Source organism: Mesorhizobium sp. RSR380A (genome assembly GCF_054719385.1).
The window spans coordinates 2,719,155-2,744,627 of the sequence record NZ_JBTTIB010000001.1 but is presented as its reverse complement, the minus strand read 5'-3'; the positions used below and the strand labels follow the sequence as shown (position 1 = coordinate 2,744,627).

Genomic DNA, 25,473 nt, shown 5'->3' with positions numbered 1-25,473 from the left:
TGCCTATCCTAGACAGCGACGTGACCGATGCATCTGCGTGACGGCCTCCAGACCCATGCGACCGTCAGGCAGCGCTACGACCATCTGGTCGCAACCGGCGCCATCGAGCGCGATCCTGCGCAGGAGCGCATCGCCGCCGCGCTCGACCGGCTGACCGACGAGATCTCGGTCAAGCGGCTGGCGCACAAGTCGAGCGCGCTCGGTTGGCTGTTTGCCCGCAAGCGCGAGACGCGCGAGGCCGTCAAGGGCCTCTACATCCATGGCGGCGTCGGTCGCGGCAAGACCATGCTGATGGATATGTTCTTCGAGCTGTTGCCGGTCAGGCGCAAGCGCCGCGTTCATTTCAACGACTTCATGGCCGATGTGCAGGACCGCATCCAGAAGCACCGGCAGGCGCGCAAGAACGGCGACGTCAAGGAGGACGACCCGATCCCGCCGGTCGCGCTTCAGCTTGCCGAACAGGCCTGGGTGCTGTGCTTCGATGAGTTTTCGGTCACCGACATTGCCGATGCGATGGTCCTGTCGCGGCTGTTTTCGGCGCTGTTCGCCAATGGCGTGGTTCTGGTCGCCACCTCGAATGTCGCGCCGCAGGACCTTTATCGCGACGGGCTGAACCGCCAGCTTTTCCTGCCCTTCATCAGCATTCTCGAGCGCCACGCCCATGTGCTGACGCTTGATGCCGACAAGGACTACAGGCTGGAAAAGCTCGCCCGCACGCCGGTTTATGTCACCCCGGCGGATGCCGAAGCCGACCGTGTGCTCGACGAGGCCTGGCAGGCGATGACGCGTGGAGCGCTGACGGCCGAGACCTCGCTGACGCTCAAGGGGCGGCAAGTGAGGATACCGGCTGCCGCCGGGGATGCAGCGCGGTTTTCCTTCGCCGACCTCTGCGAAAAGCCGCTCGGCGCACGCGATTTCCTGGCCATTGCCGGCCGCTTCTCGACCGTCTTCATCGATCACGTGCCGGTGCTGGGCGAAGGCAAGCGCAACGAGGCCAAGCGCTTCATCCTGTTGATCGACACGCTCTACGATCATCACACGCGGCTGGTGGTGAGCGCTGAGGCTCCCCCGCCTGAGCTTTACACGGCCAGGCGCGGCGTCGAGGTGTTCGAATTCGAACGCACCGCCTCGCGGCTGATCGAGATGCAAAGCCGCGACTGGCTGGAGGACTGGGCGGAACGGCAGAAGGACAACGCGGAAGCGCAGGTCTGAGGGTTCCAAGAGGTCATTATGTAGTGATCCTTCGCGCCCCCCTCTGTCCTGCCGGACATCTCCCCCACACGGGGGGAGATTGGCGGTTTCGGCGCTCCGCTCATTCATGCGGCCATTGGAGATTGGCGAAAGGTCGCGTGACGTCCGATCTCCCCCCTCGTGGGGGAGATGCCTGGCAAGGCAGAGGGGGGGGCGCTGTCCCGCCGACGCCTAAAGCTCGTACACATACATCACAAACGACTCCGCCGGCCCATGCACCTCCTTGCGCGATTCATAAAGCGCGCGCGCTGGCACATTGTCCGGTTCGGTGCCGACCCAGGCTTCGCCGCATCCCTGCTCGCGGCCGAGCGCGAACATGGCGTCGAGCATCTTTCGCGCGATGCCATGGCGCTGGTAGGCGGGTGAGACGCCGACCTCGTCGATGTAGAGTTCGCTGACCTTGTCCAGGTGGCGGTGGATGACGGCAGCACACTGGCCGACGACGACGCCATCGGCCAGTGCCACAATGATCATATGACCTGAGGAGGCGAGGTAGGCGGACAGTCTGTCGGCCCGTACCGGTTCATCGAACACGTCTTCGGCGATGCGCTTCACAAGGGCGTCATCGCCTGGATATAGTCTTCTGATTTCCACGTTCATTGTGTAAAATCTCTCAAGTCGGCTTACAAATTTTGACGTTTACGTAAATCCCAATGTTTCTAACCGATTGAAATTATTCACTCGAAAATAATCGATTGAATATATTTTCCACCAGGGCTACTGGATGCGGCGAAATCCGCTGACACCACAGCATTCCGGCCTCTTCCTCGACGCCGTCAACCAGATCGCCAGAGATTTGGGCGTCGTCACAGACAAAGGGAAAATTTCCTCACATGGCACGCAACAAGATAGCGCTCATCGGCTCCGGCATGATCGGCGGCACGCTCGCTCACATGATCGGCCTCAAGGACCTCGGCGACGTGGTGCTGTTCGATATTGCCGAGGGCATCCCGCAAGGCAAGGGGCTCGATATCGCGCAGTCTTCGCCGGTCGATGGTTTTGACTCCCGGCTGACCGGGGTCAATGATTATGCCGGGATCGAGGGCGCCGATGTCTGCATCGTCACTGCCGGCGTGCCGCGCAAGCCGGGTATGAGCCGCGACGATCTGCTCGGCATCAACCTCAAGGTCATGGAACAGGTCGGCGCCGGGCTGAAGAAATACGCGCCCAAGGCCTTCGTCATCTGCATCACCAACCCGCTCGACGCCATGGTCTGGGCGCTGCAGAAGTTTTCGGGCCTGCCCAAGACCCATGTCGTCGGCATGGCCGGCGTGCTCGACAGCGCGCGCTTCCGCTATTTCCTCGCCGAGGAGTTCAAGGTCTCGGTCGAGGACGTCACCGCCTTCGTGCTCGGTGGCCATGGCGATTCCATGGTGCCGATGATCCGCTATTCCACGGTGTCGGGCATTCCGCTGCCGGACCTCATCAAGATGGGCTGGACCTCGAAGGAAAAGCTCGACCAGATCGTCCAGCGCACCCGTGACGGCGGCGCCGAGATCGTTGGCCTCTTGAAGACCGGCTCGGCCTTCTACGCGCCGGCGGCTTCCGCAATTTCGATGGCCGAATCCTATCTCAAGGACAAGAAGCGCGTGCTGCCTTGTGCTGCGCATCTCTCGGGCCAGTATGGCGTCAAGGGCACCTATGTCGGCGTTCCCGTTGTCATCGGCGCCGGCGGCGTCGAGCGCATCATCGAGATCGACCTCAACAAGGCCGAGCAGAAGATGTTCGACGCTTCGGTGGCGACAGTGCAGGGCCTGACCGAGGCTTGCGTCAAGATCGCCCCGCACCTCGCCTCGAAGTAATCCCCCAAAGCAGCCGATCCGGAGACCATCCAGATGAACATCCATGAATATCAAGGCAAGGCGCTGCTGAAGTCGTTTGGTGCGCCGGTGGCCGAAGGCGTGCCGGTGTTCAAGGCAAGCGAGGCGGAAGCCGCGGCACAAGCGCTGCCCGGCCCGCTCTATGTGGTGAAGAGCCAGATCCACGCCGGTGGCCGCGGCAAGGGGAAGTTCAAGGAACTGTCGCCCGACGCAAAGGGCGGCGTGCGGCTGGCTAAGTCGGTTGCCGAAGTCGTTGCCAACGCCAATGAGATGCTCGGCCACACGCTGGTGACCAAGCAGACCGGCCCCGCCGGCAAGCAGGTCAACCGTCTTTATATCGAGGACGGCGCCGACATCGAGCGCGAGCTTTATCTGTCGATCCTGGTCGACCGCTCGGTCGGCCGCATCGCTTTCGTCGTCTCGACCGAGGGCGGCATGGACATTGAAGGCGTCGCCCACGACACACCGGACAAGATCATCACCCGCGCCATCGATCCGCTGGCCGGCGTGACGACCATCGACGTCGACATATTGGTGGAAGCGCTGGGCCTCACCGGCGATGCCGCCAAGGATGCCGGCACGCTGTTCCCGATCCTCTACAAGGCCTTTGTCGAGAAGGACATGAGCCTGCTCGAGGTCAACCCGCTGATCGTGATGAAAAATGGCCGCCTGCGCGTGCTGGACGCCAAGGTGTCGTTCGACAACAACGCGCTGTTTCGCCACCCCGAACTGATGGAATTGCGCGACACCACCGAAGAGGACGAGAAGGAGATCGAGGCGTCGAAATACGACCTCGCCTATGTCGCGCTCGACGGCAATATCGGCTGCATGGTCAATGGCGCCGGCCTCGCGATGGCGACGATGGACATCATCAAGCTCTACGGCGCCGAGCCCGCCAACTTCCTCGATGTCGGCGGCGGCGCGTCGAAGGAGAAGGTGACGGCGGCGTTCAAGATCATCACTCGGGATCCGGCGGTCAAAGGCATCTTGATCAACATCTTCGGCGGCATCATGAAGTGCGACATCATTGCCGAGGGCGTGATTGCCGCGGTCAAGGAAGTCGGCCTGGAAGTGCCGCTGGTGGTGCGCCTCGAAGGCACCAATGCCGAACTCGGCAAGAAGATCATCAACGACAGCGGCCTCAACGTGGTGTCGGCGGACGATCTCGACGACGCAGCCAAGAAGATCGTGGCGGCGGTGAAGGGCTGAAGGCGAATGCCTCCGCGCAAGATAAACCTGGTCGAGGCGGCGGATCGAACGATCACCAAGGTCTTCGATCCGCATATCGCCGGCGACGTCAATGACAGCCAGGCGAAGGTCGCCAAGTTCGGCGAGACCTTCGACTGGCATGCACATGAGCATGAGGACGAGGCCTTTCTCGTGCTGCGCGGACGCATCGCCATCGATTTTCGCGACGGTCCGGTCGAGCTCGGCGAGGGCGACTTCATCGTCGTGCCAAGGGGTGTCGAGCACCGGCCGCGGTCGCTGACCGCCGAGCCCGTGGTGCTGATGTTCGAGCCGGCAACGACACTCAACACCGGCAATGCCAAGAGCGACCTCACCGTCACCGACCTGAAGCGGCTCTGACCATGAACGCGGCTTCCTTTTCCTCGCTCTCGGCCGATCACCAGCGCCTGCAGGCGCTGGTCGGCGCGTGGCGCGGCGAGGAAGAGGTGGCGGAAACGCAATGGGCCGATGGCGGCACGGCGACGTCGGAGGTGCTGGCGGAGGCGCAGTTCGGCGGCCTGTTCGTGGTGCAGCGCTATCGCCAGCGCCGCGACGGCACGGTCTCGTTCGGGTCGCACTCAGTGTTCGGCTTCGACCAGCCAAACAGCCTCGTCACCATGCATCAGTTCGATTCCATGGGTTTTATGCCGGCCTCGCCGGCCACAGGTGCATGGAACGGCGCAGAACTGATTCTGGAGCGGTCATCGCCGCGCGGCTCAGCGCGCGTGACGTATATTTTCGACACTCCCGATGCCTACCGGATGCGACTGCATTTCAAACCTGCCGGCAGCGACAGCTGGCAAGACATGGTGAGCGGCGTCTACCGGCGCGTTTCGCCTTCCTCGATCAACGGTTTTTAGAAAAGGGCTCCGATGTCCATTCTCATCGACAAGAACACCAAGGTGCTGGTTCAGGGCCTGACCGGCAAGACCGGCACGTTCCACACCGAGCAGGCCTTGGCCTATCACGGCACCAGGATGGTCGGCGGCATCCATCCCAAGAAGGGTGGCGAGACCTGGACCGGCGCCAAGGGCGAAAACCTGCCGATCTTCGGTTCCGTTGCCGAGGGCAAGGAAAAGACCGGCGCCAATGCCTCGGTGGTCTATGTGCCGCCGGCGGGCGCCGCCGAAGCCATCCTCGAAGCCATCGAAGCCGAGATCCCGCTGATCGTCTGCATCACCGAAGGCATTCCGGTGATGGACATGGTTAGGGTCAAGGCGCGGCTCGACCGCTCGACCTCGCGGCTGATCGGCCCGAACTGCCCTGGTGTGCTCACCCCCGACGAATGCAAGATCGGCATCATGCCCGGCAACATCTTCCGCAAAGGCTCGGTCGGCGTTGTTTCGCGCTCGGGAACGCTTACCTATGAGGCAGTGTTCCAGACCACAAATGTCGGCCTCGGCCAGACGACCGCCGTCGGTATCGGCGGCGACCCCGTCAAAGGCACCGAGTTCATCGACGTGCTCGAGATGTTCCTCGCCGACGACGAGACCAAGTCGATCATCATGATCGGCGAGATCGGCGGTTCGGCCGAGGAAGACGCCGCGCAGTTCCTCAAGGACGAGGCCAAACGCGGCCGCAAAAAGCCGATGGCGGGCTTCATCGCCGGGCGCACCGCGCCGGCCGGTCGCACCATGGGCCATGCGGGCGCGGTCATCTCCGGCGGCAAGGGCGGCGCGGAAGACAAGATCGCGGCGATGGAATCGGCCGGCATTAAAGTATCGCCATCGCCGGCGCGTCTGGGCACGACGCTGGTCGAGGCGATCAAGGCCAAGTGAGTAGCGAGTAGTGAATAGCGAATAGGGAAAAGAGAGTAACGGCGCGACCCGGGAAAAATCCCTACTCGCTATTCGCTACTCACTATTCGCTTTTGAAAAGGAGACGGAGCCAGGCTCCGCGGACAAAAATGGCAAGACAAGATCAGGCCAACGACCAATTTTCGCTCACCTCTTTCCTCTATGGCGGCAATGCCGACTATATCGACGCGCTGTACGCGTCCTATGAGGATGATCCAGAGTCGGTAAACCCCGAATGGCAGGATTTTTTCGCCGGGCTGAAGGACGACGCCGGCGATGTGCGCAAGAACGCCAAGGGCGCTTCCTGGGCAAAGCCCTCCTGGCCGCTGCAGGCCAATGGCGAACTGGTGTCGGCGCTCGACGGCAATTGGGGCATCGTCGAGAAGCATCTGGAAAAGAAGGTCAAGGACAAGGCGGTCACCAATGGCGTCGTGCTGTCGGATGCCGACGTGCATCAGGCGACGCGCGATTCGGTGCGCGCCATCATGATGATCCGCGCCTTCCGCATGCGCGGCCATCTGCATGCCAATCTCGACCCGCTCGGCATCGCCAAGCCGCTTGAGGACTATAACGAGCTGTCCCCGGAGAATTACGGTTTCACCGCAGCCGACTACGACCGGCCGATCTTCCTCGACAATGTGCTCGGCCTCGAATTCGGCACCATCCGGCAGATGCTGGAGATCCTGACCCGCACCTATTGCTCGACGCTCGGTGTCGAGTTCATGCACATTTCCGACCCCGAGGAGAAGGCCTGGATCCAGGCGCGCATCGAGGGTGCCGACAAGGAGATTTCCTTCACCGCTACGGGAAAAAAAGCGATCCTGCAGAAGCTGGTCGAGGCCGAAGGCTTCGAGCAGTTCATCGATGTCAAGTACAAGGGTACCAAGCGCTTCGGCCTCGATGGCAGCGAAGGCCTGATCCCGGCGCTGGAGCAGATCATCAAGCGCGGCGGCCAGCTCGGCATGAAGGAGATCGTGCTCGGCATGGCGCATCGCGGCCGGCTGAACGTGCTGTCCCAGGTGATGGCCAAACCGCATCGCGCCATCTTCCACGAATTCAAGGGCGGCTCGGCCGCTCCTGACGAGGTCGAGGGCTCGGGCGACGTCAAGTACCATCTCGGCGCCTCGTCGGACCGCGAATTCGACGGCAACAAGGTGCATCTGTCGCTGACCGCCAATCCTTCGCATCTGGAAATCGTCGATCCGGTTGTGATGGGCAAGGCGCGCGCCAAGCAGGACTATCTGTTCGGCCGCAGCCGCGAGGAGATCGTGCCGCTGGAAGAGCGCGCCAAGGTGCTGCCGCTGCTTCTGCATGGCGACGCCGCCTTTGCTGGCCAGGGCGTAATCGCGGAAATTCTCGGCCTGTCGGGCCTGCGCGGCCACCGCGTCGCCGGCACGCTGCATTTCATCATCAACAACCAGATCGGCTTCACCACCAATCCGCGCTTCTCGCGCTCGTCGCCCTATCCGTCCGACGTCGCCAAGATGATCGAGGCGCCGATCTTCCACGTCAATGGCGACGACCCGGAAGCGGTGGTGCATGCCACCAAGGTGGCGATCGAATTTCGCATGAAGTTCCACAAGCCGGTGGTGGTGGACATGTTCTGCTATCGCCGCTTCGGCCACAATGAGGGCGACGAACCGGCCTTCACGCAGCCGATCATGTACGCCAACATCCGCAACCACAAGACGACGGTGCAGATCTATGGCGACCGGCTGATCGCCGAGGGCCATATCAGCCAGGCCGAACTCGACAAGATGAAGGCCGACTGGCGCGCCCATCTGGAGTCCGAATGGGAAGTCGGCCAGCACTACAAGCCCAACAAGGCCGACTGGCTGGACGGCGCCTGGTCTGGTTTGCGCACCGCCGACAACCAGGACGAACAGCGCCGCGGCAAGACCGCCGTGCCGGTCAAGGTGCTGAAGGACATCGGCAAGAAACTGACCGAGGTGCCGAAAGGTTTCGAGGCGCACAAGACCATCATCCGCTTCCTCGAAAACCGCCGCCAGGCGATCGACTCCGGCGAAGGCATCGACTGGTCGACGGCCGAGGCGCTGGCCTTCGGCGCCATCCTGCTCGACGGCAATCCGATCCGGCTCTCCGGCCAGGATTCAGAACGCGGCACCTTCTCGCAGCGCCATTCCGTGCTCTACGACCAGCGCGACGAGACCCGCTACATCCCGCTCAACAATCTCTCGGCCGCACAGGCCGGCTACGAAGTCATCAACTCGATGCTGTCGGAAGAGGCGGTGCTCGGCTTCGAGTATGGCTACAGCCTGGCCGAGCCTAAGGCGCTGACGCTCTGGGAAGCGCAGTTCGGCGATTTCGCCAACGGCGCCCAGGTGGTGTTCGACCAGTTTATCTCGTCGGGCGAGCGCAAGTGGCTGCGCATGTCGGGCCTGGTCTGCCTGCTGCCGCATGGCTATGAGGGCCAGGGGCCGGAACATTCCTCGGCCCGGCTCGAGCGTTTCCTGCAGCTCTGCGCCGAAGACAATATGCAAGTCGCCAACTGCACCACGCCGGCAAACTACTTCCACATATTGCGCCGGCAACTGAAGCGCGACTTCCGCAAGCCGCTGATCCTGATGACGCCGAAGTCGCTGCTGCGCCACAAGCGGGCAGTGTCGACGCTGCCGGAGATTTCGGGCGAAAGCTCGTTCCACCGGCTGTTGTGGGACGACGCCCAGCTGTTGCAGAACCAGGCGATCAAGCTCACCAAGGATTCCAAAATCCGCCGCGTCGTGCTGTGCTCGGGCAAGGTCTATTACGACCTGTACGAGGAACGCGAGAAGCGCGGCATCAACGACATCTATCTCTTGCGCGTCGAACAGCTCTATCCGTTCCCGGCCAAGGCGCTGATCACCGAACTGTCGCGCTTCCGCAATGCCGAGATGGTGTGGTGCCAGGAGGAACCCAAGAATATGGGCGCCTGGTCGTTCATCGATCCGTATCTGGAATGGGTGCTGGCGCATATCGACGCCAAGCACCAGCGGGTGCGCTATACCGGACGTCCTGCGGCGGCATCGCCGGCGACCGGCTTGATGTCGAAGCATTTGGCGCAGCTCGCCGCCCTGCTCGAAGACGCGCTCGGCGAATAGAACAAACCCGGCGAATAGAACAGACAGAGAAGAAACGGAACAGGCACAATGGCTACCGAAATCCGCGTTCCCACTCTCGGCGAATCCGTCACCGAGGCGACCATAGGCAAGTGGTTCAAGAAGGTCGGCGATGCCATTGCCGTCGACGAGCCGCTGGTCGAGCTCGAAACCGACAAGGTGACGGTGGAGGTGCCTGCCGCCGCCGCCGGCACGCTGGGCGAGATCACCGCCAAGGAAGGCGAGACCGTCGGCGTCGGCGCGTTGCTGGGTTCGATCTCGGCAGGCGTCGCCACGGCCGCCCCGGCGTCCAAGCAGGAGACCAAGCCGCAAGCTGTGTCGCAGGCGTCGAGCCCCGACGCGGCACATACGACCAAGCAGGCCGCGGCCGAGACCGCCAAGATAGCCGGCGATGCCGGGCCGGTCGAGCCGCGCACAATGCCGCCGGCGCCAGCTGCCGCAAAGCTGATCGCCGAGAACAATCTGTCGGTCGACCAGGTTTCTGGCTCGGGCAAGCGCGGCCAGGTGCTGAAGGGCGACGTGCTCGACGCGATTTCCAAGGGCGCGCCGTCGCAGCCGGCCGAAATTCCGAAGGCCGCACCGGCTCCGGTCGCCGTGCGTGCGCCGTCCTCGGGCGACGATGCGTCGCGCGAGGAGCGCGTGCGCATGACCAAGCTGCGCCAGACCATTGCGCGCCGGCTCAAGGAAGCGCAGTCGACCGCCGCCATGCTGACCACCTTCAACGAGGTCGACATGTCGGCGGTGATGGCGCTCAGGACCAAGTACAAGGACATCTTCGAGAAGAAGCACGGCGTGAAGCTCGGCTTCATGGGCTTCTTCACCAAAGCGGTTACGCACGCATTGAAGGAAATCCCCTCGGTCAATGCCGAGATCGACGGCACCGACATCATCTTCAAGAACTATGCCCATATCGGCGTTGCCGTCGGCACCGAAAAGGGTCTCGTCGTGCCAGTGGTGCGCAATGCCGACCAAATGTCGATTGCCGAGATCGAAAAGGATATCGGCCGGCTGGGCATTGCCGCGCGGGACGGCAAGCTGTCGGTCGCCGACATGCAGGGTGGTACGTTCACCATCTCCAATGGCGGCGTTTACGGCTCACTGATGTCGACGCCGATCCTCAATGCGCCGCAGTCCGGCATTTTGGGCATGCACAAGATCCAGGACCGGCCGGTCGTGGTCGGCGGCCAGATCGTGATCCGGCCGATGATGTACTTGGCGCTGAGCTACGATCACCGTATCGTCGACGGCAAGGAAGCCGTGACCTTCCTGGTCCGCGTCAAGGATAGCCTGGAGGATCCCGAACGGCTGGTGCTTGATTTGTGATCGGAGCTGATCCGTCATGAGCGGCTGGCTGGCGCGGTTTGGGTTCAAGCTGGGTCGAGTAGCGGGTAGCGTATTGAGGCGTTCCCGGCCGGCGGCTTCCGCCGCCATCTCTCCGCCGGCGACCTCGACTGAATGGGATTCGGCGCCGGCGAGCAGCAATCTCGGTGTCTTCGCTCCCGAAGCCGAAATGGCGGAGCGGAAGATCATCGTCACCGCGATCGGTGAGCTTGAGCTACCGACCGGCGAAATCATCGCTTGCGATCCACTGATTACCGGGCTGGAACGGCCTGTGTTTAGCCGTAAGGTCAGGCCGGGATGCTATCCAGTCACGTTGCTTGAGGCGCAAGGCCGTGTTGCTGCAGCGGTATTGCGGTTTGGCACTGGCTTGCCGGTGCGGTGGGAGTTGGCTGCCTTCGTCCGCGACGTCGGCACATCGTCCTGGAAGTCTGGATTTATTGTCGATGACAATGTTGCTTCGTTCATGGACAAGTCGGTTCTGACGCTGATGTCCGAGCAGGAGGAACTCGACAGCTATCTTGCTGACGTTGCATGCTCGTTCGACAAGTTCCGCATGGATAATCCGGTTGATGGAAATCCGCTTAATATAGCCATGTTCGACACTGGCTTCGGTGATGGGAACTATTATTCCTTCTGGGGACTGGATGCGGCCGGCGAGCCGCTGGTCTTGATGACCGATTTCGAGGTGCTCGAAAACGCCGACGGCCGCGAGAGCAGCCCGAGCAATTCATGACAAACATCGCTTCGCCAATGATCGGATTTATGGCCGGGCTGGCTGTTCTCGCAGCGGGTTACGAGGCGCATGCCGCCTGCCCGCTGGCGCTTGCTGTCTATGGCGATGCCGAAAGCGAGGCCGGCATTGATTTCCGGCCGACGACGGATGCGGTCACCGTCACCAACTCGTTCAAGATGGTGCTCGACAAGGGCATCGTTCTCGACGGCATTGTCATGTGGACATCCGGTGTTTCGCGACCGCAAGGGTCGCTGATGTACAAATGCCCGACCGGCGACGTCACCGGTGACGAGCTTGCCGCCTGCACGGTCTGGCATGGCGTCATCTACAGCGCCGACGACAAGGGCAACATCGCGCTCCTGGCGGCGGAAGGCACGGACGCGCCGCAGAGCCTGATCTTCCCCGATCTCGGGCCGTCGCTGCAGATGTCGACGGCCTTCGGCCCGAACGGTTTCTCAAAACTGCCATGGGACGTGTTTCTGCTGAAAGGTTGCCAGGAATGAGCGCGTCCAAGAAGGTGCTTCTGGTCACCGGCGGCAGTCGTGGCATTGGCGCGGCCACCTGCCGGCTTGCGGCAAAGGCGCGCTACCGGGTCGCGGTCAACTATGCCTCGAACGAGGCTGCCGCCAAGGCGCTGGTCGACGAAATCGAGGCGGCGGGTGGCGAGGCATTTGCCGTCAAGGGCGACGTCGGCGTCGAAGCCGACATCGTCGCCATGTTCGAAGCCGTCGATCGCGCCTATGGCCGGCTCGACGCGCTGGTCAACAATGCCGGCGTCGTCGACGTCAAGGCGCGCGTCGATGAGATGAGCCTGGCGCGGCTGGAGCGCATGATGCGCATCAACGTCATCGGCTCGTTCCTGTGCGCGCGCGAAGCGGTCAAACGCATGTCGAGCAAGCATGGCGGCCAGGGCGGCGCCATCGTCAACATCTCGTCCGCGGCGTCGCTACACAGCTCGCCCGGCGAATATGTCGACTATGCAGCGTCCAAGGCGGCGATCGACACTTTTACGCTCGGCCTGGCGCGCGAAGTCGCGACCGAAGGCGTGCGCGTCAACGCGATACGGCCGGGCATCATCGACACCGAGATCCACGCTTCGGGCGGCCAGCCGGACCGGGTCGAGCGGTTCCGCGACATGCTGCCGATGAAACGAGCCGGCACGGCGGATGAAGTCGCGCATGCCGTTCTCTATCTTTTGTCGGATGAAGCGTCCTACACGACGGGCGCAATCCTGAATGTAAGCGGCGGCCGCTGAGCCCCAAGCTAAGGGAAACGAACATGGCTTATGATGTCGTTATCATAGGGTCGGGACCGGGCGGCTATGTCTGTGCCATCAAGGCGGCACAGCTCGGGCTCAAGGTCGCGGTGGTCGAGAAGAACGCCACTTTCGGCGGCACCTGCCTGAACATCGGCTGCATCCCATCCAAGGCGCTGCTTTATGCCTCGGAGATGTTCGCCGAGGCCGGCCATTCCTTCGATGCGCTGGGCGTCGAGATACCGGCGCCGAAACTCAATCTGAAGAAGATGATGGCGCACAAGGACGCGACCGTTTCGGCCAACGTCAATGGCGTCGCCTTCCTGTTCAAGAAAAACAAGATCGATAGTTTCCGTGGCACCGGGAAGGTGGTTGCGGCCGGCAAGGTGTTGGTGACGGCTGAGGACGGCAAGGTCGAGGAGATCGAGACGAAAAACATCGTTATTGCCACGGGCTCCGATGTCGCCGGCATTCCCGGCGTCAAGGTCGACATCGACGAGAAGGTGATCGTATCGTCGACCGGCGCGCTGTCGCTGGAGAAAGTGCCGGGACATCTGGTGGTGGTCGGCGGTGGGGTCATCGGTCTGGAGCTCGGCTCGGTCTGGGCACGGCTCGGCGCCAAGGTCACCGTGGTCGAATTCCTCGACACCATCCTGGGCGGCATGGACGGCGAGGTCTCCAAGCAGTTCCAGCGCCTGCTTTCCAAGCAGGGTTTCGAGTTCAAGCTCGGCGCCAAGGTGACAGGGGTGACCAAGGCCAAAAAGGGCGCCGCCGTTGCGTTCGAACCGGTCAAGGGTGGTGCGGCCGAGACCATCGAGGCCGACGCGGTGCTGATCTCGACCGGACGCCGGGCCTATTCCGACAGCCTCGGGTTGAAAGAAGCCGGCGTCGAGGTCGACGAGCGCGGCCGGGTCAAGACCGACGGGCATCTCAGGACCAACGTGGCCGGCATCTACGCCATTGGCGACGTCATCGCCGGGCCGATGCTGGCGCACAAGGCCGAGGATGAAGGCGTGGCGGTGGCCGAGACCATTGCCGGCCAGGCCGGCCATGTGAATTACGACGTCATTCCGAGCGTCGTCTACACCAGCCCGGAAATCGCTTCGGTCGGCAAGACAGAGGAAGAGCTGAGGAAGGCCGGCATCGACTACAAAACCGGCAAATTCCCGTTCACCGCCAACGGCCGCGCGCGCGCCATGCTGCACACAGACGGCTTCGTGAAAATCCTCGCCGACAAAGCCAGCGACCGCGTGCTCGGCGTCCACATTGTCGGCTTCGGCGCCGGCGAGATGATCCATGAGGCGGCGGTGCTGATGGAGTTCGGCGGCTCCTCGGAAGACCTCGCCCGCACCTGCCACGCGCATCCGACGATGTCGGAAGCGGTCAAGGAAGCGGCGCTGGCGACGTTCTTCAAGCCGATCCATATTTAAGGAAACGCTGGAGGGACAGCACCCCCCCCTCTGGCCTGCCGGCCATCTCCCCCTCAACGGGGGAGATTGGACTTCACCGCCGCGTCGCGAGCCTTCAAGTTTCTCACGTTTCTAACCTGGGCTGTTCGTGAGACAGCCGATCTCCCCCTTGAGGAGAGATGTCCGGCAGCACAGAGGGGCGGTGAAGAATCGCGACGCTCGCCGATAGGTGCCCCAAACAAAACGGCCCGCTTTTCAGCGGGCCGTTCTTGGGTTGGAAGCAAGATGCCAGATCAGTTGGCCAGATTACGGGCTCGGCGCCGGAGCAGGCGCGGGCGCCGGGGCTGGCGCAGGAGCCGGTGCGGGCGCAGGGGCTGGTGCGGGAGCCGGTTCGGCGGGCTTCATCGGCTCAGCCGGTGCAGGTGCGGGCGCCGGTGTGCTGGCTGCCGGCGGCTCTGCGGGCGCAGGATGTTCGCCGCTTCTGCCGAAAACATAGTACGCGACAATCGCAAGGATGACGACGACCAGCGCAATCAGCCAGCCGCTGCCACCACCCGACCTGGGCGCTGGATCGTTAGGGTTCGCCATAAAAGTGTCCTCCGTGGATGAAAAGCATCAATCAACACCCCTCAACGCGCAACCGTTGAACGGGTTCATACTAGGCCTTCAAATTGACGAACGCAGGAAAATTCTGATTCGCAACCGCTTGTTGGCCTGTATTTCCCCCGCAAAATCAATCACGAAAGAGGTAGAACGAGCTTAGCTGGCCTTTTCCGCCAAAAATAGGGCCAACCGCCTCCGCTTTGCGAATCAGTTGCGCACCGCACAGAGCCGGGCTTACGTGATTCGGCATTCAAGACGGGCGCTGCTCAGTCGACGGCGGTGACGGTATAGCCGGCCTTGCGAAAATCCTCGACCAGGCCTTCGGGGCCGGGAAGATGCATGGCGCCGACGGCCATGAAGGCATTGCCCTTGGCCAGGATCGGTGCGGCATGGTCGGCCATGACCTTGTTGCGGCCGGTGATCATCGTCCGGTCGAATTCGGCGTAACCTGCGTCGTCTTCGTCGGGCGAGATCGAACGCAACAGCGGCCAGAAGGTGCCGGTGTCGCCGCGCTGGTAAAGCACGATCATGGTTTCGTTGATGTCGTTTATCTTGTCGCCGAGCTTCAGGGTCTCGACCAGCCCCTTGATGTGGAACGCAAGCGGCAGCGAGGCCATGGCGCGCAGCTGGCTGGCTGCGGTCTCCAACCCTTCCACCGGCTTGCCATTAGCCTTGGCGTCCTGCGCCAGCTTGACGTCGAGAACCGGTGCGCCGCCTGCCTGACGGGCGACCTCACAGACCGGCAGCGCGACCATGGCCGACAGCAGCCACGGCTTCATCTTGGAGACGCTCGCCGGCGGAATGCCGCGCGCATCGAGCCCTTTGTTCACCACCGCCGCATCCTCCGGCGACAACAGCGACGACAACGTCGTGTTGTCGGTGAACATCATCAGCTCGGGTTCCTTGAGCATGGCCTCCATCATCTTCTGCTTGTCGAGCACGTCGGTGGTCTCGATGATGATGGTGCCGGCAGCGCCATAGGCTTTCCTGGCTGCCGGCGGCAGAGTGGTCACGCGCGGGTCGGTCATGTGCATGGTGCCGAACAGGAAGGATGGCTTTTCGCCTGATTTCTCCAGCTTCCACAACAGGCCCTTGCCGTTCAGCGTCGCTGCTGCTTCCGTCTCGATCCTGGAATAGGTGGCGGGGTCTTCCTTCTGCAGGGCCGACAGCAGATCGGCGCCGGCGCAGGCCGGGGCTTCGGCATGCGCCCTGCCCATGGCAAGCAGCAGCACGATGAGGAAAGACAGGAAAAACAGGGCGTTGAGCGCGACGAGCAGCTTCAGCGACACAAGGGCGGCGCGGTCGGCGATGGCAAGGGCGCGTTTCATGGTGCGGTTCTAGGACTGAAAAGCGGCGAAACGGTTAACCGGCGTGGGGAAATTGTCCTGGACTTATACAGTGTCACGCGCGGGGATGGGCAGATTCGTAGATCTCGAGCAGCCTTGCCGTGTCGACGCCGGTATAGACCTGCGTCGTCGACAGGCTGGCGTGGCCGAGCAGTTCCTGGATGGTGCGCAGGTCGCCGCCGCGCCCGAGCAGATGGGTGGCGAAGGAATGGCGCAACGCGTGCGGCGTCGCGGTGTCGGGCAGGTTCAACGCCGAGCGCAGCCTGGCCATGTCGCGCTGGACGATGGCCGGGTTGAGCGGCCCGCCGCGGGCGCCGCGAAACAGCAGGCCCTTGGGATCGAGATGGTAGGGACACAGTTTTCGGTATTCGGCGATTGCCCTGAGCGCCACCGGCAGCACCGGCACCAGCCGTGTCTTGCCACCCTTGCCGGTGACGCGCAGCACGGTGTCGGCTTCCGATGCCAGGTCGGCGGCGCTGAGGCCCAGCGCTTCGGAAATGCGCAGGCCCGATCCATAAAGCAGCGTCAGCACGGCGGCGTTGCGGGCGGCGATCCAGGGCTCTTCAGCCAGCTGGCCTTCCACCGACACGACATGTTTGGCATCGCTGGCGGTCAGCGGCTTGGGCAGCGATTTCGGCTGGCGCGGCGCGCGCAAAGCTGCTGCACCCGCGGCGTTGGCGAGGCCGCGCCGTTCGAGGAAGCGCAGCAGCGAGCGGATGCCGGCGAGGCCGCGTCCGAGCGTGCGGGCGCCGGCGCCGGCGTTGCGCCGCGCGGCAAGAAAGCCGCGCAGATCGGCCGGGCGCAGAGTGGCGATGTCGGAAAGACCAGGCGAGCCGCCGCAATGCCCTGTGAGGAAATGCAGGAACTGGCGCGTGTCGCGCTCATAGGCTTCGACGGTCGCCGGCGCCAGCCGGCGCTCGCGCGCCAGCATCTTCAGCCAGCTTTCGCGCGCTGCCTGGAGGTCGGGTTTTGCCGGGATGAGAAATTCCTGCATGCCGCCATTGTCAGGCAGCCGGGTTAGGAAGCGGTGAAGAACCTGTCATTGAAATGGCCACGGGCGATCATTGAAATGACGCCGGTAGGGCGTTAGAGCAGGGCAAAGGATATCAGCCATGTCGAAGCCCCAGAACCCCGTGCAAATGGCCGTGATCGGCGCCGCCCACGGCATCAAGGGCGAATTGCGGGTGAAGACTTTCACTGGCGAGCCGATGGCGCTGGCCGATTATGGGCCGCTCTATGCCAAGGACGGCCGCGCCTTCCAGATCATCGACATCAGGCCCGCCAACACCGTCGTGGTGGTGCGCTTCAAGGGCATTGCCGATCGCAATGCCGCCGAGGCGCTGGCCGGAACCGAGCTGTTCGTCGACCGCTCGATGCTGCCCGACGATGGCGAGGAGGACGAATTCTACCACGCCGATCTCGTCGGACTTGAAGTCCGCGACGATAAGGGCGCGGTCATCGGCAAGGTGGTGGCGGTGCATAATTTCGGCGGCGGCGACATTCTCGACGTTACCCTCGGCGGGCGCAAAGGCGTGCTGATCCCGTTCACCCAGGCCGCCGTGCCTCAGGTTTCGATCGCCGAAGGTTTTCTCCGCGTCGACCCGGCAGCCGCCGGCCTTGTCGAGGATGAGGATGGCGACGCGCCGCGCGAAGAAGATTTCGACGCGAAGGGCCGACCGCGCGGGCCGCGCGAAGCCGGAGGCAACCGGTGACGTTCAAGGCTTCGGTGCTGACGCTCTATCCCGAGATGTTTCCGGGCGGGCTAGGCCTGTCGCTGGCCGGACGGGCGCTCGAAGTCGGGACATGGTCGCTGGAAGCTATCCAGATCCGCGACTTCGCCAGCGATCGCCATCACACCGTCGACGACACGCCGGCCGGCGGTGGCGCCGGCATGGTGATGCGCGCCGATGTGCTGGCCAAGGCGATCGACCACACGTCGCCGGCGGGCGATCCGCGGCCGCGTTTGCTGATGAGCCCGCGTGGAAAGCCGCTGACGCAGGCGCACGTGCGCGAACTGGCTGGCGGGCCAGGCGCCGTCATCGTTTGCGGCCGGTTCGAGGGCGTCGACCAGCGGCTGATCGAGGCGCGTGGACTGGAAGAGGTCTCCATCGGCGATTTCATCCTGTCGGGCGGCGAGCCGGCGGCGCTCGTACTGCTCGACGCCGTTGTGCGGCTGTTGCCCGGCGTCATGGGCAATGCGGTGTCGGGCGAGGAAGAAAGTTTCGAGAACGGCCTGCTCGAACACCCGCATTACACGCGGCCACAGGAGTTCGAAGGCCGCCCCATCCCCGACGTGCTGGTCTCCGGTAATCACAAGAAGATCGCCGCGTGGCGGCGCGCCGAGTCCGAGAAGCTGACCAGGGAGCGCCGGCCGGATTTGCTCGCCGCTCAGCCCTTGGCAAAATAGTAGACGGCGAGAAACAGGCCGACGGCGATGACGAAGCCGCGTACTGCGTTTTGCGGCACGCGCTTGGCGATCCAGACGCCGGCATAGCCGCCGAGCGCGCCGCCGGGGATCATGACGATTGCCTGAGGCCAGGCAACAACGCCGCCGGAAACGAAGACCAGTATGGCAACGGCGGCGATGACCACGGCCAGCATGTTCTTCAGCGCGTTCAGCCGGTGATAGTCGCCGGATTGCGTCAGGCCGAGCGTCGCCAGCATCATGACGCCCATGCCGGCGCCGAAGAAGCCGCCATAGATGGCGGTAGCGAACTGCGCCAGCGAACCGGCCAGAGAGCCGACCGTGGCTTCATGCCCAGGCTTCGGCGTTGGTTTCAGCCACGGCCCGGCGGCGAACAAGGCGGTTGCGGCCAGCAGCAGCCACGGCACGAGGGCGCGGAACGACGGATTTGAGAGCGCCAGCAGGATGAGCGCACCAGCCAGCGCGCCCAAAGCCGAGATCAGGCAAAGCAGCAGCGCGCCGCGCCAGAAATGCTTGATGTCGGTCCAGTAAGCCAGCGTCGAGGTGATGTAACCGGGAAACTGCGTTACCGAGGACGTGGCGTTGGCGACGATCGGCGGCAGGCCGGCCAGCGTCATGACGCCGAAGGTTATGAAGGTGCCGCCGCCGGCAACCGCGTTGACGGCGCCTGACAGAAAACCCGCGAGGAAGAGCAGGACTGCGTCGAAAACAGACATTGTGAGGCCGCCGGACAAGTGTGCTGCTCCCGGATTAGGAAGCTTGAAGGGCCGGCGCAACCCTGCACTGGACGATTGCGTGGTGGCATGCGACCAAAAAAGACAGGGCCAAGGCGTGACAAGTCAGTGAAATAGCTGTATGTGCCCGCCCGTACTGGCGAGAAAAATCTCCCGGACCCGTCAACAATGACGGTGTAGTCGCCCCTGCCCAATGTTTCGAAGACAAGATGTCTCGGGGACAAAGGGCATAGCCGAGCGGTCAATGGAACTGCAAGGCGAGTGTCGGACGCTCTGACTGTCGGAAGAACAAGAAGTGGACTATTGAGATGGATATCATCCGTCAGCTCGAGGCCGAACAGGCCGCCAAGATCGAAGCCAAGCGCAAGCTTCCCGAATTTCAGCCCGGCGACACCGTGCGCGTCCAGGTCCGCGTGACCGAAGGCACCCGCACCCGCGTCCAGGCCTATGAGGGCGTCGTCATCGCCCGCGCCGGCGCCGGCTTCCAGGAAAATTTCACCGTCCGCAAGATCTCCTACGGCGAAGGCGTCGAGCGCGTTTTCCCGGTCTACTCGCCGATGGTCGAAGGCGTCGAGATCGTGCGCCGCGGCAAGGTGCGCCGCGCCAAGCTCTATTATTTGCGCGACCGTCGCGGCAAGTCGGCCCGTATTTCGGAAAACACCGGCGTGCGCGCCCGCAAGCTGAACGATGAGGAGCGCGACGCGCTGAACGCTGAGAAGGCCCGCATCGAGGCCGAGAAGGTCGCCGCCGTGCAGGCGCTGGCAGCCGAGAAGGCCGCGCAGGAAGCCGCCGAGAAGAAGGCCGTCGACGAAGCCGCCAAGGCCGCCGACGAGGCTGCAAAGGCGGCGGAAGCGACCCCGGCCGAATAAACCTGGTCCAAGGATTTTGAAAAGGCGGCTTCGGCCGCCTTTTTTCGTTTCACCAGACTGTGAACGATTGCCGGCCGAGAGTTTGGCCATGGCTGTTGACTCGAATTATCTTGTACACTAAATGATAGTGTAACAAATAAAATGGAGAACTGACATGGCACTCTACACCACACAGGCTCGCGTCACCGGCGGCCGCGCCGGCCACGGCGAGACCAGCGACGGCCTGCTGAAGGTCGACCTCGCTTTGCCGAAGGAGCTCGGCGGACAGGGTGGCGCCACCAATCCCGAGCAGCTGTTCGCGGTCGGCTATGCCGCCTGCTTCGAAAGCGCCATCCGCTTCGTCGCGCGCAAGCAGAAGCTGCCGCTGGACGATGCGGCGGTGAGCGCCACCGTCAGCCTGCTTCCCAATGGTGAAGGCTTCAAACTTGGTGTCGCACTGGCCGCGGAGACCAAAGGCCTTGATCAGGCGGCGGCGGAAGCGCTTGTATCGGCAGCGCATCAGATTTGCCCCTATTCCAATGCGATCAAAGGCAATATCGAGGTGGCGCTTTCGACCGTGGCGCTTCCGGCAAAGGCAGCATGACGACGAAGACCGAAACCAGGGCCAGCGAAGTCCCGGCGGACACCGCCGGGAGGATCGCCGTTCCGCGCCTCGACCAGCAGCTCTGCTTCGCGCTCTATTCGGCGAGCGGGCTGATGACCAAGCTCTATCGGCCGCTGCTTGACCCGCTCGGCCTGACCTATCCGCAATATCTGGCGATGCTGGCGCTGTGGCAGCGTGCGCCGAGCACGGTCGGCGAACTCGGCGAGGCGCTGGGGCTGGATTCGGCGACATTGACGCCTCTGCTCAAGCGGATGGAAGCGGCTGGTCTCGTCACCCGCCGTCGCGATCCAGCCGACGAGCGCCGCGTGCTGGTCGAACCGACTGCCAAGGGCCAGGCGCTGCGCGCCCGCATCAAGGACGTATCCGCAGGCCTTGCCTGCGCCATGCCGCTGGAAGTCGAGGAGCTGAAGTCGCTGCACCGGACCTTGACCGGATTTGTCGCCAAGCTGCGTGAGGCTACGTCACCATCCTGATCCGTCATCTGACGGGTTCCCGTGTCCAGGAGGGGCCTGGTTTGCCGGCGGCGCAATCACGGAATAAATTCCGACCACGGGGCGTTCTAAAACCGCGTTGGTTGAAGGCATTGGAATCCGCTTTCACCGGACGCTGAGCACCGGACCGGCTTGCAAGCCGTCTGCGGACGGCTAAAGTCGCGCCTGGATTTTCATGCGAGCCCGGCTGCAAGCGGGCTTCTCATCCTGGAGCGTGTCATGACCAAATCGAAGCTGCTGCTGGCCGCCCTCGCGGCCTGTTTCCTCGCGCCCGTCGCTGCATGGGCGGCCGATGCGCTGCCCGATCTCGGCGGCAAGAAGGTCGTGGTGGTGACGGAAAACGCCTATCCGCCGCTGCAGTTCATCGACGCCAAGACCGGCAAGCAGATCGGCTGGGAGTATGACGCGATGGACGAAATCGCCAAGCGGCTGAACTTCGAGGTGGAGTACCAGAACACCTCCTGGGACGCGATGATCCAGGCGGTTTCCGACAACCAGTACAACATTGGCATGACCGGCATCACCATCAAGGACGACCGAAAGGAGAAGGTCGATTTCTCCGACCCCTATATGCGTTCGGAGCAGTTCATGCTGGTGCGCGCCGATGAAAGCCGCTTCACCGACGCCAAGACCTTCGCCGCCTTCAAGGACGGGTTGATCGGCGCGCAGGCCGGAACGACGCCGTTCTACACCGCCGTCTACAGCGTGCTCGACGGCAATGAGCAGAACCCGCGCATCAAGCAGTTCGAGACCTTCGGCGCTTCGGTGCAGGCACTGAAATCCGGCGACGTCGATGTCGTCCTGACCGACGGCACCGCCGGCAAAGGCTATGTCGATGCCTCCGGCGGCAAGCTCAAGCTGATCGGCGGCCCGCTCGGCACCGAGGATTTTGGCTTCATCTTCCCGAAGGGCTCGGACCTGGTGAAGCCGGTCAACGCGGCGATCGCGGCGCTGAAGGCCGACGGCACGATCGAGGCGCTGAACAAGAAGTGGTTTCTCGACTACAAGATGGGGCAGTAGGCCGTCTTGGCGCGACGGCCGCTGACCCCCCTTGCGGGGGAGATGCCCGGCAGGGCAGAGGGGGGTGTGAAGGATCGCCTCCCTTTTGTTTTGAGCTTTTCCAAAGAGGCCAAAGGTTGTCACTGTAACCGTTTGACAGGTTGGAGGGACAGCACCCCCCTCTGTCCTGCCGGACATCTCCCCCGCAAGGGGGGAGATCGGCAGATCTTGCGAGCGCAGCTGTTCACCAGCGTTGGGCATTGATGCTCGCCTCAACCTCAAAACCCGATTTTCCCTGGTGGCTTGCCGCCGCGATCGCGCTCGCCGTCGTCGCTGCGCTCTCCATTGCCGCCAGCGATCTCTACGCCCAGGTTTTTGCCACCGTCGCCAAAGGCATCGGCATCACCATTCTTGTCACCGTGGTCGCCTTCGCGCTGGCTTCCGCCGTCGGGCTCGGCATTGCGCTGATGGGGTTGTCGGGGTCGCGTTGGCTCAAGCAGATCGCTCGTTTCTATGTCGAGATCATCCGCGGCGTGCCGATCCTGGTGCTGTTGTTCTGGATCGCCTTCGCCGGCGCGCCGGCCTTCGTGGCTGCGTGGAATGCGCTGACCGCGCCGCTGCAAAACGCCGGCTATCTCGGCGAGCTTTTGGTGCGCGACGTGTCGCTGTTGTGGCGTGCGATCATGGCGCTGACCATCGGTTATTCCGCCTTCATCTCCGAGGTCTTCCGCGCCGGCATCCAGTCAGTCGAGAAAGGCCAGATCGAGGCTGCCAAGGCGCTCGGGCTGACGCGCACGCAGCGCTTCCGGCTGATCGTCTTCCCACAGGCGATCCGCACCATCCTGCCGCCGCTCGGCAATGACTTCGTCGCCATGGTCAAGGATTCCTCGCTGGTCTCGGTGCTCGGCGTCGCCGACATCACGCAGATGGGCAAGATCTACGCCGCCGGCTCGTTCCGCTTCTTCGAGACCTATTCGATCGTCGCCTATATCTATCTCATCCTCACCGTCAGCCTGTCGCTGGCGCTGCGGGGGCTGGAGCAACGACTGCGGCGGGCGCAGCAGGAATAGAAGTCCGACGCGGGCACGGCTACGATCGCGGAGGACAGGATTCCGGAGGATGCAGGCGATGACGATCGACAAGGCCAATGCGGCGCTGGGTACCGTCTATTCGGCCGATACGCCGGAAGGGCTGGCCAAGGCCTATGCAGACTGGGCCGCGACCTATGACGGCGAGACCGCTTCGCTCGGCTATCTGCTGCCGTTCCTGATCACCGCCTGGGTGGCGCGCCATGTGAAGGTGGGTGAAGGCCCGCTGCTCGACGCCGGCTGCGGCACCGGCCTGTCAGGCCCGTCATTGAAGGCGCTGGGTTATCACGACATTGCCGGCCTCGACCTCTCCGACGACATGCTGAAGATCGCCGGCAGCCGCAATGCCTATGGCGATCTGAAGCAGGCCATGCTCGGCGGGCCGCTACCCTGGCCGGACGGGCATTTCCGCGCCTTCTTCTCGACTGGCGTGTTCACCATCGGCCATGCGCCGGCGTCCGGCCTGCACGAGCTTGTCCGCATCACCAGGAAAGGCGGCCACGCCATCTTCACCGTGCGCGACCAGGTTTTCGAAAGCGGCGGCTTCCAGGACGTGTTCGACGGGCTGGAACGGGCCGGGAAATGGCAGCCGGTCGAGCAAAGCCCATGGTTCCGCTGCTATGCGATCGCCGAGCCGGATGCGTTGGTAAAGACTTTTGTGTTCGAGGTGCTTTGAGCGCCGCCCTCTTCGCCTTCTCTCACAAGGGGAGAAGCGAAAACACGCCGCAATTGCCGAAAACCGAAAACATTGGTATGAGCCACGCCATGGAAGAGCTTTTTGGCGATCCGGCCTATAAGGGTTTCGTGCTGCAGGACCGAAAACGCCTGCCGTCGCGTTTCTCTTCGCGCATTTCCGGCGCGCTCACCAGCCGACTTAGCTAAGCCGCTTTCGCCGGGCCGAAGGCTTCGGCGCGTCTGCCCTTCCCCTTTTTGCAAATCGACGGATTTACGCACATGAGCGCACCGCGCACCCTCTACGACAAGATTTTCGACGACCATGTCGTCGATCGCCAGGATGATGGCACCTGTCTGCTCTACATCGACCGCCATCTCGTCCATGAAGTGACCAGCCCGCAGGCCTTCGAAGGTCTGCGCATGACCGGCAGAAAAGTCCGGCATCCGGAAAAGACGCTGGCCGTGGTCGATCATAATGTCTCGACCTCGCCGGAGCGCAAATTCGGCATCAAGAACGAGGAAAGCCGCATCCAGGTCGAGGCGCTGGCCAGGAACGCTAGGGATTTCGGCGTCGAATATTATTCCGAGAACGATATCCGCCAGGGCATCGTCCACATCATCGGGCCGGAGCAGGGCTTCACGCTGCCTGGCATGACGATCGTCTGCGGCGACAGCCACACCTCGACGCATGGCGCCTTCGGCGCATTGGCGCATGGCATCGGCACCTCCGAGGTCGAGCATGTGCTGGCGACGCAGACGCTGATCCAACGCAAGGCCAAGAACATGCTGGTGCGCGTCGATGGCCAGTTGCCGGAAGGCGTCACCGCCAAGGACATTATCCTCGCCATCATCGGCGAGATCGGCACCGCCGGCGGCACCGGCTATGTCATCGAATATGCCGGTGAGGCGATCCGCGCGCTGTCGATGGAAGGCCGCATGACGATCTGCAACATGTCGATCGAGGGCGGCGCGCGCGCCGGCCTGATCGCGGCCGACGAAACCACCTTCGCCTATGTCAAGGGCAAGCCGCGCGCGCCGAAGGGCGCGTCGTGGGACGCCGCGCTCGAATACTGGAAGACGCTGCAGTCCGACGAGGGCGCGCATTTCGACAAGGTGATCGTGCTCGACGCGGCCAAGCTGCCGCCGATCGTCTCCTGGGGTTCCTCGCCCGAGGACGTCGTTTCGGTGCAGGGCGTCGTTCCCAATCCGGAAGAGATCACGGACGAGAACAAGCGGACGTCAAAGATCCGCGCGCTCGACTATATGGGGCTGACGCCGGGCACGAAGATCACCGACATCACGCTCGACCGCGTCTTCATCGGCTCCTGCACCAATGGCCGCATCGAGGATCTGCGTGCGGTGGCCAAGGTGGTCGAAGGCAAGACGGTGAGTGCGCATGTCGATGCGATGATCGTGCCGGGCTCCGGTCTGGTCAAGGAACAGGCGGAGGCCGAGGGTCTCGACAAGATCTTCATTGCCGCCGGTTTCGACTGGCGCGAGCCGGGCTGCTCGATGTGCCTGGCCATGAACGACGACCGGCTGAAGCCGCATGAGCGCTGCGCCTCGACCTCGAACCGCAATTTCGAAGGCCGGCAGGGCTTCAAGGGCCGCACCCATCTGGTGTCGCCAGCCATGGCGGCGGCGGCGGCGATCGCCGGCCATTTCGTCGACATCCGCGACTGGAAATAGCG

General features: G+C 63.3%; 25 protein-coding genes. 21 read left to right on the top strand and 4 right to left on the bottom strand.

Features of this window, described 5'->3' with window-relative positions:
* Window positions 1-27 precede the first annotated feature (27 nt).
* Window positions 28-1,212 (top strand): cell division protein ZapE, encoded by a 1,185-nt coding sequence (gene zapE, locus ACYG9Z_RS13260; RefSeq protein ID WP_023752714.1) that lies wholly within the window; start codon window positions 28-30, stop codon window positions 1,210-1,212.
* Between the two features lie 210 nt (window positions 1,213-1,422).
* Here zapE and ACYG9Z_RS13255 read toward each other — a convergent pair whose 3' ends face one another.
* Window positions 1,423-1,851 carry a GNAT family N-acetyltransferase gene (locus tag ACYG9Z_RS13255; RefSeq protein ID WP_023752713.1) on the bottom strand — a complete coding sequence of 143 codons (429 nt, stop codon included), beginning with the start codon at window positions 1,849-1,851 and terminating at the stop codon, window positions 1,423-1,425.
* Window positions 1,852-2,084: 233 nt separating this feature from the next.
* Between ACYG9Z_RS13255 and mdh the strand changes: the two genes are divergently transcribed.
* From mdh to lpdA, 11 genes are all read left to right on the top strand, one after another.
* A complete protein-coding gene (gene mdh, locus ACYG9Z_RS13250) occupies window positions 2,085-3,053 on the top strand; it encodes a malate dehydrogenase (RefSeq protein ID WP_023670541.1) in 969 nt (322 codons plus the stop codon).
* 33 nt (window positions 3,054-3,086) lie between these two features.
* Window positions 3,087-4,280: an ADP-forming succinate--CoA ligase subunit beta gene (gene sucC / locus ACYG9Z_RS13245; RefSeq protein WP_023752712.1), complete on the top strand. Its 1,194-nt coding sequence runs from the start codon at window positions 3,087-3,089 to the stop codon at window positions 4,278-4,280.
* Window positions 4,281-4,286: 6 nt separating this feature from the next.
* Window positions 4,287-4,658, top strand: coding sequence for a cupin domain-containing protein (locus ACYG9Z_RS13240; RefSeq protein ID WP_023670539.1), 372 nt, complete (start codon window positions 4,287-4,289; stop codon window positions 4,656-4,658).
* Between the two features lie 2 nt (window positions 4,659-4,660).
* Window positions 4,661-5,158 (top strand): DUF1579 family protein, encoded by a 498-nt coding sequence (locus tag ACYG9Z_RS13235; protein ID WP_023752711.1) that lies wholly within the window; start codon window positions 4,661-4,663, stop codon window positions 5,156-5,158.
* A gap of 12 nt (window positions 5,159-5,170) precedes the next feature.
* Window positions 5,171-6,076 (top strand): succinate--CoA ligase subunit alpha, encoded by a 906-nt coding sequence (gene sucD / locus ACYG9Z_RS13230; RefSeq protein WP_023752710.1) that lies wholly within the window; start codon window positions 5,171-5,173, stop codon window positions 6,074-6,076.
* Window positions 6,077-6,204: 128 nt separating this feature from the next.
* Entirely contained in the window at window positions 6,205-9,192 is a 2,988-nt protein-coding gene (locus ACYG9Z_RS13225; RefSeq protein WP_023670536.1) for a 2-oxoglutarate dehydrogenase E1 component, read from the top strand.
* Window positions 9,193-9,240: 48 nt separating this feature from the next.
* Window positions 9,241-10,533: a 2-oxoglutarate dehydrogenase complex dihydrolipoyllysine-residue succinyltransferase gene (gene odhB, locus ACYG9Z_RS13220; RefSeq protein ID WP_023683869.1), complete on the top strand. Its 1,293-nt coding sequence runs from the start codon at window positions 9,241-9,243 to the stop codon at window positions 10,531-10,533.
* A 16-nt stretch (window positions 10,534-10,549) separates the two neighbouring features.
* Complete coding sequence (locus ACYG9Z_RS13215; RefSeq protein ID WP_031244199.1) at window positions 10,550-11,284, top strand: DUF4241 domain-containing protein; 735 nt, start codon at window positions 10,550-10,552, stop codon at window positions 11,282-11,284.
* Window positions 11,281-11,787 carry a hypothetical protein gene (locus ACYG9Z_RS13210; protein ID WP_023736766.1) on the top strand — a complete coding sequence of 169 codons (507 nt, stop codon included), beginning with the start codon at window positions 11,281-11,283 and terminating at the stop codon, window positions 11,785-11,787. Before ACYG9Z_RS13215 ends, ACYG9Z_RS13210 begins: the two co-directional genes overlap by 4 nt.
* Window positions 11,784-12,539 carry an SDR family oxidoreductase gene (locus ACYG9Z_RS13205; protein WP_023683871.1) on the top strand — a complete coding sequence of 252 codons (756 nt, stop codon included), beginning with the start codon at window positions 11,784-11,786 and terminating at the stop codon, window positions 12,537-12,539. Before ACYG9Z_RS13210 ends, ACYG9Z_RS13205 begins: the two co-directional genes overlap by 4 nt.
* A 23-nt stretch (window positions 12,540-12,562) precedes the next feature.
* Window positions 12,563-13,969: a dihydrolipoyl dehydrogenase gene (lpdA, locus tag ACYG9Z_RS13200; protein ID WP_023683872.1), complete on the top strand. Its 1,407-nt coding sequence runs from the start codon at window positions 12,563-12,565 to the stop codon at window positions 13,967-13,969.
* Window positions 13,970-14,817: 848 nt separating this feature from the next.
* Here the strand turns inward: lpdA and ACYG9Z_RS13195 are convergent.
* Window positions 14,818-15,879, bottom strand: coding sequence for a TraB/GumN family protein (locus ACYG9Z_RS13195; protein WP_023752708.1), 1,062 nt, complete (start codon window positions 15,877-15,879; stop codon window positions 14,818-14,820).
* A 73-nt stretch (window positions 15,880-15,952) separates the two neighbouring features.
* Window positions 15,953-16,891, bottom strand: a complete 939-nt coding sequence (locus ACYG9Z_RS13190; RefSeq protein WP_023747380.1) for a tyrosine recombinase XerC — start codon at window positions 16,889-16,891, stop codon at window positions 15,953-15,955.
* A 118-nt stretch (window positions 16,892-17,009) separates the two neighbouring features.
* On the opposite strand from ACYG9Z_RS13190, the gene rimM reads away from it, so the two are divergent.
* Window positions 17,010-17,609, top strand: coding sequence for a ribosome maturation factor RimM (gene rimM / locus ACYG9Z_RS13185; protein ID WP_023715860.1), 600 nt, complete (start codon window positions 17,010-17,012; stop codon window positions 17,607-17,609).
* Entirely contained in the window at window positions 17,606-18,304 is a 699-nt protein-coding gene (gene trmD, locus ACYG9Z_RS13180; protein WP_023726048.1) for a tRNA (guanosine(37)-N1)-methyltransferase TrmD, read from the top strand. The genes rimM and trmD overlap by 4 nt, the downstream gene beginning before the upstream one ends.
* Here trmD and ACYG9Z_RS13175 read toward each other — a convergent pair.
* Window positions 18,286-19,038: a sulfite exporter TauE/SafE family protein gene (locus ACYG9Z_RS13175; protein ID WP_023752706.1), complete on the bottom strand. Its 753-nt coding sequence runs from the start codon at window positions 19,036-19,038 to the stop codon at window positions 18,286-18,288. The genes trmD and ACYG9Z_RS13175 overlap by 19 nt on opposite strands.
* A 326-nt stretch (window positions 19,039-19,364) precedes the next feature.
* Here ACYG9Z_RS13175 and rplS point away from each other — a divergent pair, with 326 nt between their 5' ends.
* From rplS to leuC, 7 genes are all read left to right on the top strand, one after another.
* Window positions 19,365-19,925 carry a 50S ribosomal protein L19 gene (gene rplS / locus ACYG9Z_RS13170; protein WP_023726049.1) on the top strand — a complete coding sequence of 187 codons (561 nt, stop codon included), beginning with the start codon at window positions 19,365-19,367 and terminating at the stop codon, window positions 19,923-19,925.
* A 154-nt stretch (window positions 19,926-20,079) separates the two neighbouring features.
* Window positions 20,080-20,508: an organic hydroperoxide resistance protein gene (locus ACYG9Z_RS13165; RefSeq protein ID WP_023694503.1), complete on the top strand. Its 429-nt coding sequence runs from the start codon at window positions 20,080-20,082 to the stop codon at window positions 20,506-20,508.
* Window positions 20,505-21,002, top strand: a complete 498-nt coding sequence (locus ACYG9Z_RS13160) for a MarR family winged helix-turn-helix transcriptional regulator (RefSeq protein WP_023726050.1) — start codon at window positions 20,505-20,507, stop codon at window positions 21,000-21,002. Before ACYG9Z_RS13165 ends, ACYG9Z_RS13160 begins: the two co-directional genes overlap by 4 nt.
* A gap of 237 nt (window positions 21,003-21,239) precedes the next feature.
* Complete coding sequence (locus tag ACYG9Z_RS13155; protein WP_023726051.1) at window positions 21,240-22,040, top strand: transporter substrate-binding domain-containing protein; 801 nt, start codon at window positions 21,240-21,242, stop codon at window positions 22,038-22,040.
* 242 nt (window positions 22,041-22,282) lie between these two features.
* Window positions 22,283-23,089 carry an amino acid ABC transporter permease gene (locus tag ACYG9Z_RS13150; RefSeq protein ID WP_023683878.1) on the top strand — a complete coding sequence of 269 codons (807 nt, stop codon included), beginning with the start codon at window positions 22,283-22,285 and terminating at the stop codon, window positions 23,087-23,089.
* Window positions 23,090-23,147: 58 nt separating this feature from the next.
* Window positions 23,148-23,783 (top strand): class I SAM-dependent DNA methyltransferase, encoded by a 636-nt coding sequence (locus tag ACYG9Z_RS13145; protein ID WP_023710215.1) that lies wholly within the window; start codon window positions 23,148-23,150, stop codon window positions 23,781-23,783.
* 278 nt (window positions 23,784-24,061) lie between these two features.
* Window positions 24,062-25,471, top strand: coding sequence for a 3-isopropylmalate dehydratase large subunit (leuC, locus tag ACYG9Z_RS13140; RefSeq protein WP_023752703.1), 1,410 nt, complete (start codon window positions 24,062-24,064; stop codon window positions 25,469-25,471).
* The last annotated feature ends 2 nt before the right edge of the window (window positions 25,472-25,473 follow it).

Coding starts and splice junctions, on each gene's coding strand:
- rimM (WP_023715860.1), top strand. CDS start 17,010: ATGTCGAAGCCCCAGAACCCCGTGCAAATGGCCGTGATCGGCGCCGCC.
- ACYG9Z_RS13150 (WP_023683878.1), top strand. CDS start 22,283: ATGCTCGCCTCAACCTCAAAACCCGATTTTCCCTGGTGGCTTGCCGCC.
- ACYG9Z_RS13225 (WP_023670536.1), top strand. CDS start 6,205: ATGGCAAGACAAGATCAGGCCAACGACCAATTTTCGCTCACCTCTTTC.
- rplS (WP_023726049.1), top strand. CDS start 19,365: ATGGATATCATCCGTCAGCTCGAGGCCGAACAGGCCGCCAAGATCGAA.
- ACYG9Z_RS13195 (WP_023752708.1), bottom strand. CDS start 15,879: ATGAAACGCGCCCTTGCCATCGCCGACCGCGCCGCCCTTGTGTCGCTG.
- mdh (WP_023670541.1), top strand. CDS start 2,085: ATGGCACGCAACAAGATAGCGCTCATCGGCTCCGGCATGATCGGCGGC.
- sucD (WP_023752710.1), top strand. CDS start 5,171: ATGTCCATTCTCATCGACAAGAACACCAAGGTGCTGGTTCAGGGCCTG.
- zapE (WP_023752714.1), top strand. CDS start 28: ATGCATCTGCGTGACGGCCTCCAGACCCATGCGACCGTCAGGCAGCGC.
- ACYG9Z_RS13190 (WP_023747380.1), bottom strand. CDS start 16,891: ATGCAGGAATTTCTCATCCCGGCAAAACCCGACCTCCAGGCAGCGCGC.
- ACYG9Z_RS13165 (WP_023694503.1), top strand. CDS start 20,080: ATGGCACTCTACACCACACAGGCTCGCGTCACCGGCGGCCGCGCCGGC.
- ACYG9Z_RS13255 (WP_023752713.1), bottom strand. CDS start 1,851: ATGAACGTGGAAATCAGAAGACTATATCCAGGCGATGACGCCCTTGTG.
- ACYG9Z_RS13155 (WP_023726051.1), top strand. CDS start 21,240: ATGACCAAATCGAAGCTGCTGCTGGCCGCCCTCGCGGCCTGTTTCCTC.
- ACYG9Z_RS13145 (WP_023710215.1), top strand. CDS start 23,148: ATGACGATCGACAAGGCCAATGCGGCGCTGGGTACCGTCTATTCGGCC.
- ACYG9Z_RS13160 (WP_023726050.1), top strand. CDS start 20,505: ATGACGACGAAGACCGAAACCAGGGCCAGCGAAGTCCCGGCGGACACC.
- lpdA (WP_023683872.1), top strand. CDS start 12,563: ATGGCTTATGATGTCGTTATCATAGGGTCGGGACCGGGCGGCTATGTC.
- ACYG9Z_RS13205 (WP_023683871.1), top strand. CDS start 11,784: ATGAGCGCGTCCAAGAAGGTGCTTCTGGTCACCGGCGGCAGTCGTGGC.
- leuC (WP_023752703.1), top strand. CDS start 24,062: ATGAGCGCACCGCGCACCCTCTACGACAAGATTTTCGACGACCATGTC.
- ACYG9Z_RS13235 (WP_023752711.1), top strand. CDS start 4,661: ATGAACGCGGCTTCCTTTTCCTCGCTCTCGGCCGATCACCAGCGCCTG.
- sucC (WP_023752712.1), top strand. CDS start 3,087: ATGAACATCCATGAATATCAAGGCAAGGCGCTGCTGAAGTCGTTTGGT.
- odhB (WP_023683869.1), top strand. CDS start 9,241: ATGGCTACCGAAATCCGCGTTCCCACTCTCGGCGAATCCGTCACCGAG.
- ACYG9Z_RS13240 (WP_023670539.1), top strand. CDS start 4,287: ATGCCTCCGCGCAAGATAAACCTGGTCGAGGCGGCGGATCGAACGATC.
- ACYG9Z_RS13210 (WP_023736766.1), top strand. CDS start 11,281: ATGACAAACATCGCTTCGCCAATGATCGGATTTATGGCCGGGCTGGCT.
- ACYG9Z_RS13215 (WP_031244199.1), top strand. CDS start 10,550: ATGAGCGGCTGGCTGGCGCGGTTTGGGTTCAAGCTGGGTCGAGTAGCG.
- ACYG9Z_RS13175 (WP_023752706.1), bottom strand. CDS start 19,038: ATGTCTGTTTTCGACGCAGTCCTGCTCTTCCTCGCGGGTTTTCTGTCA.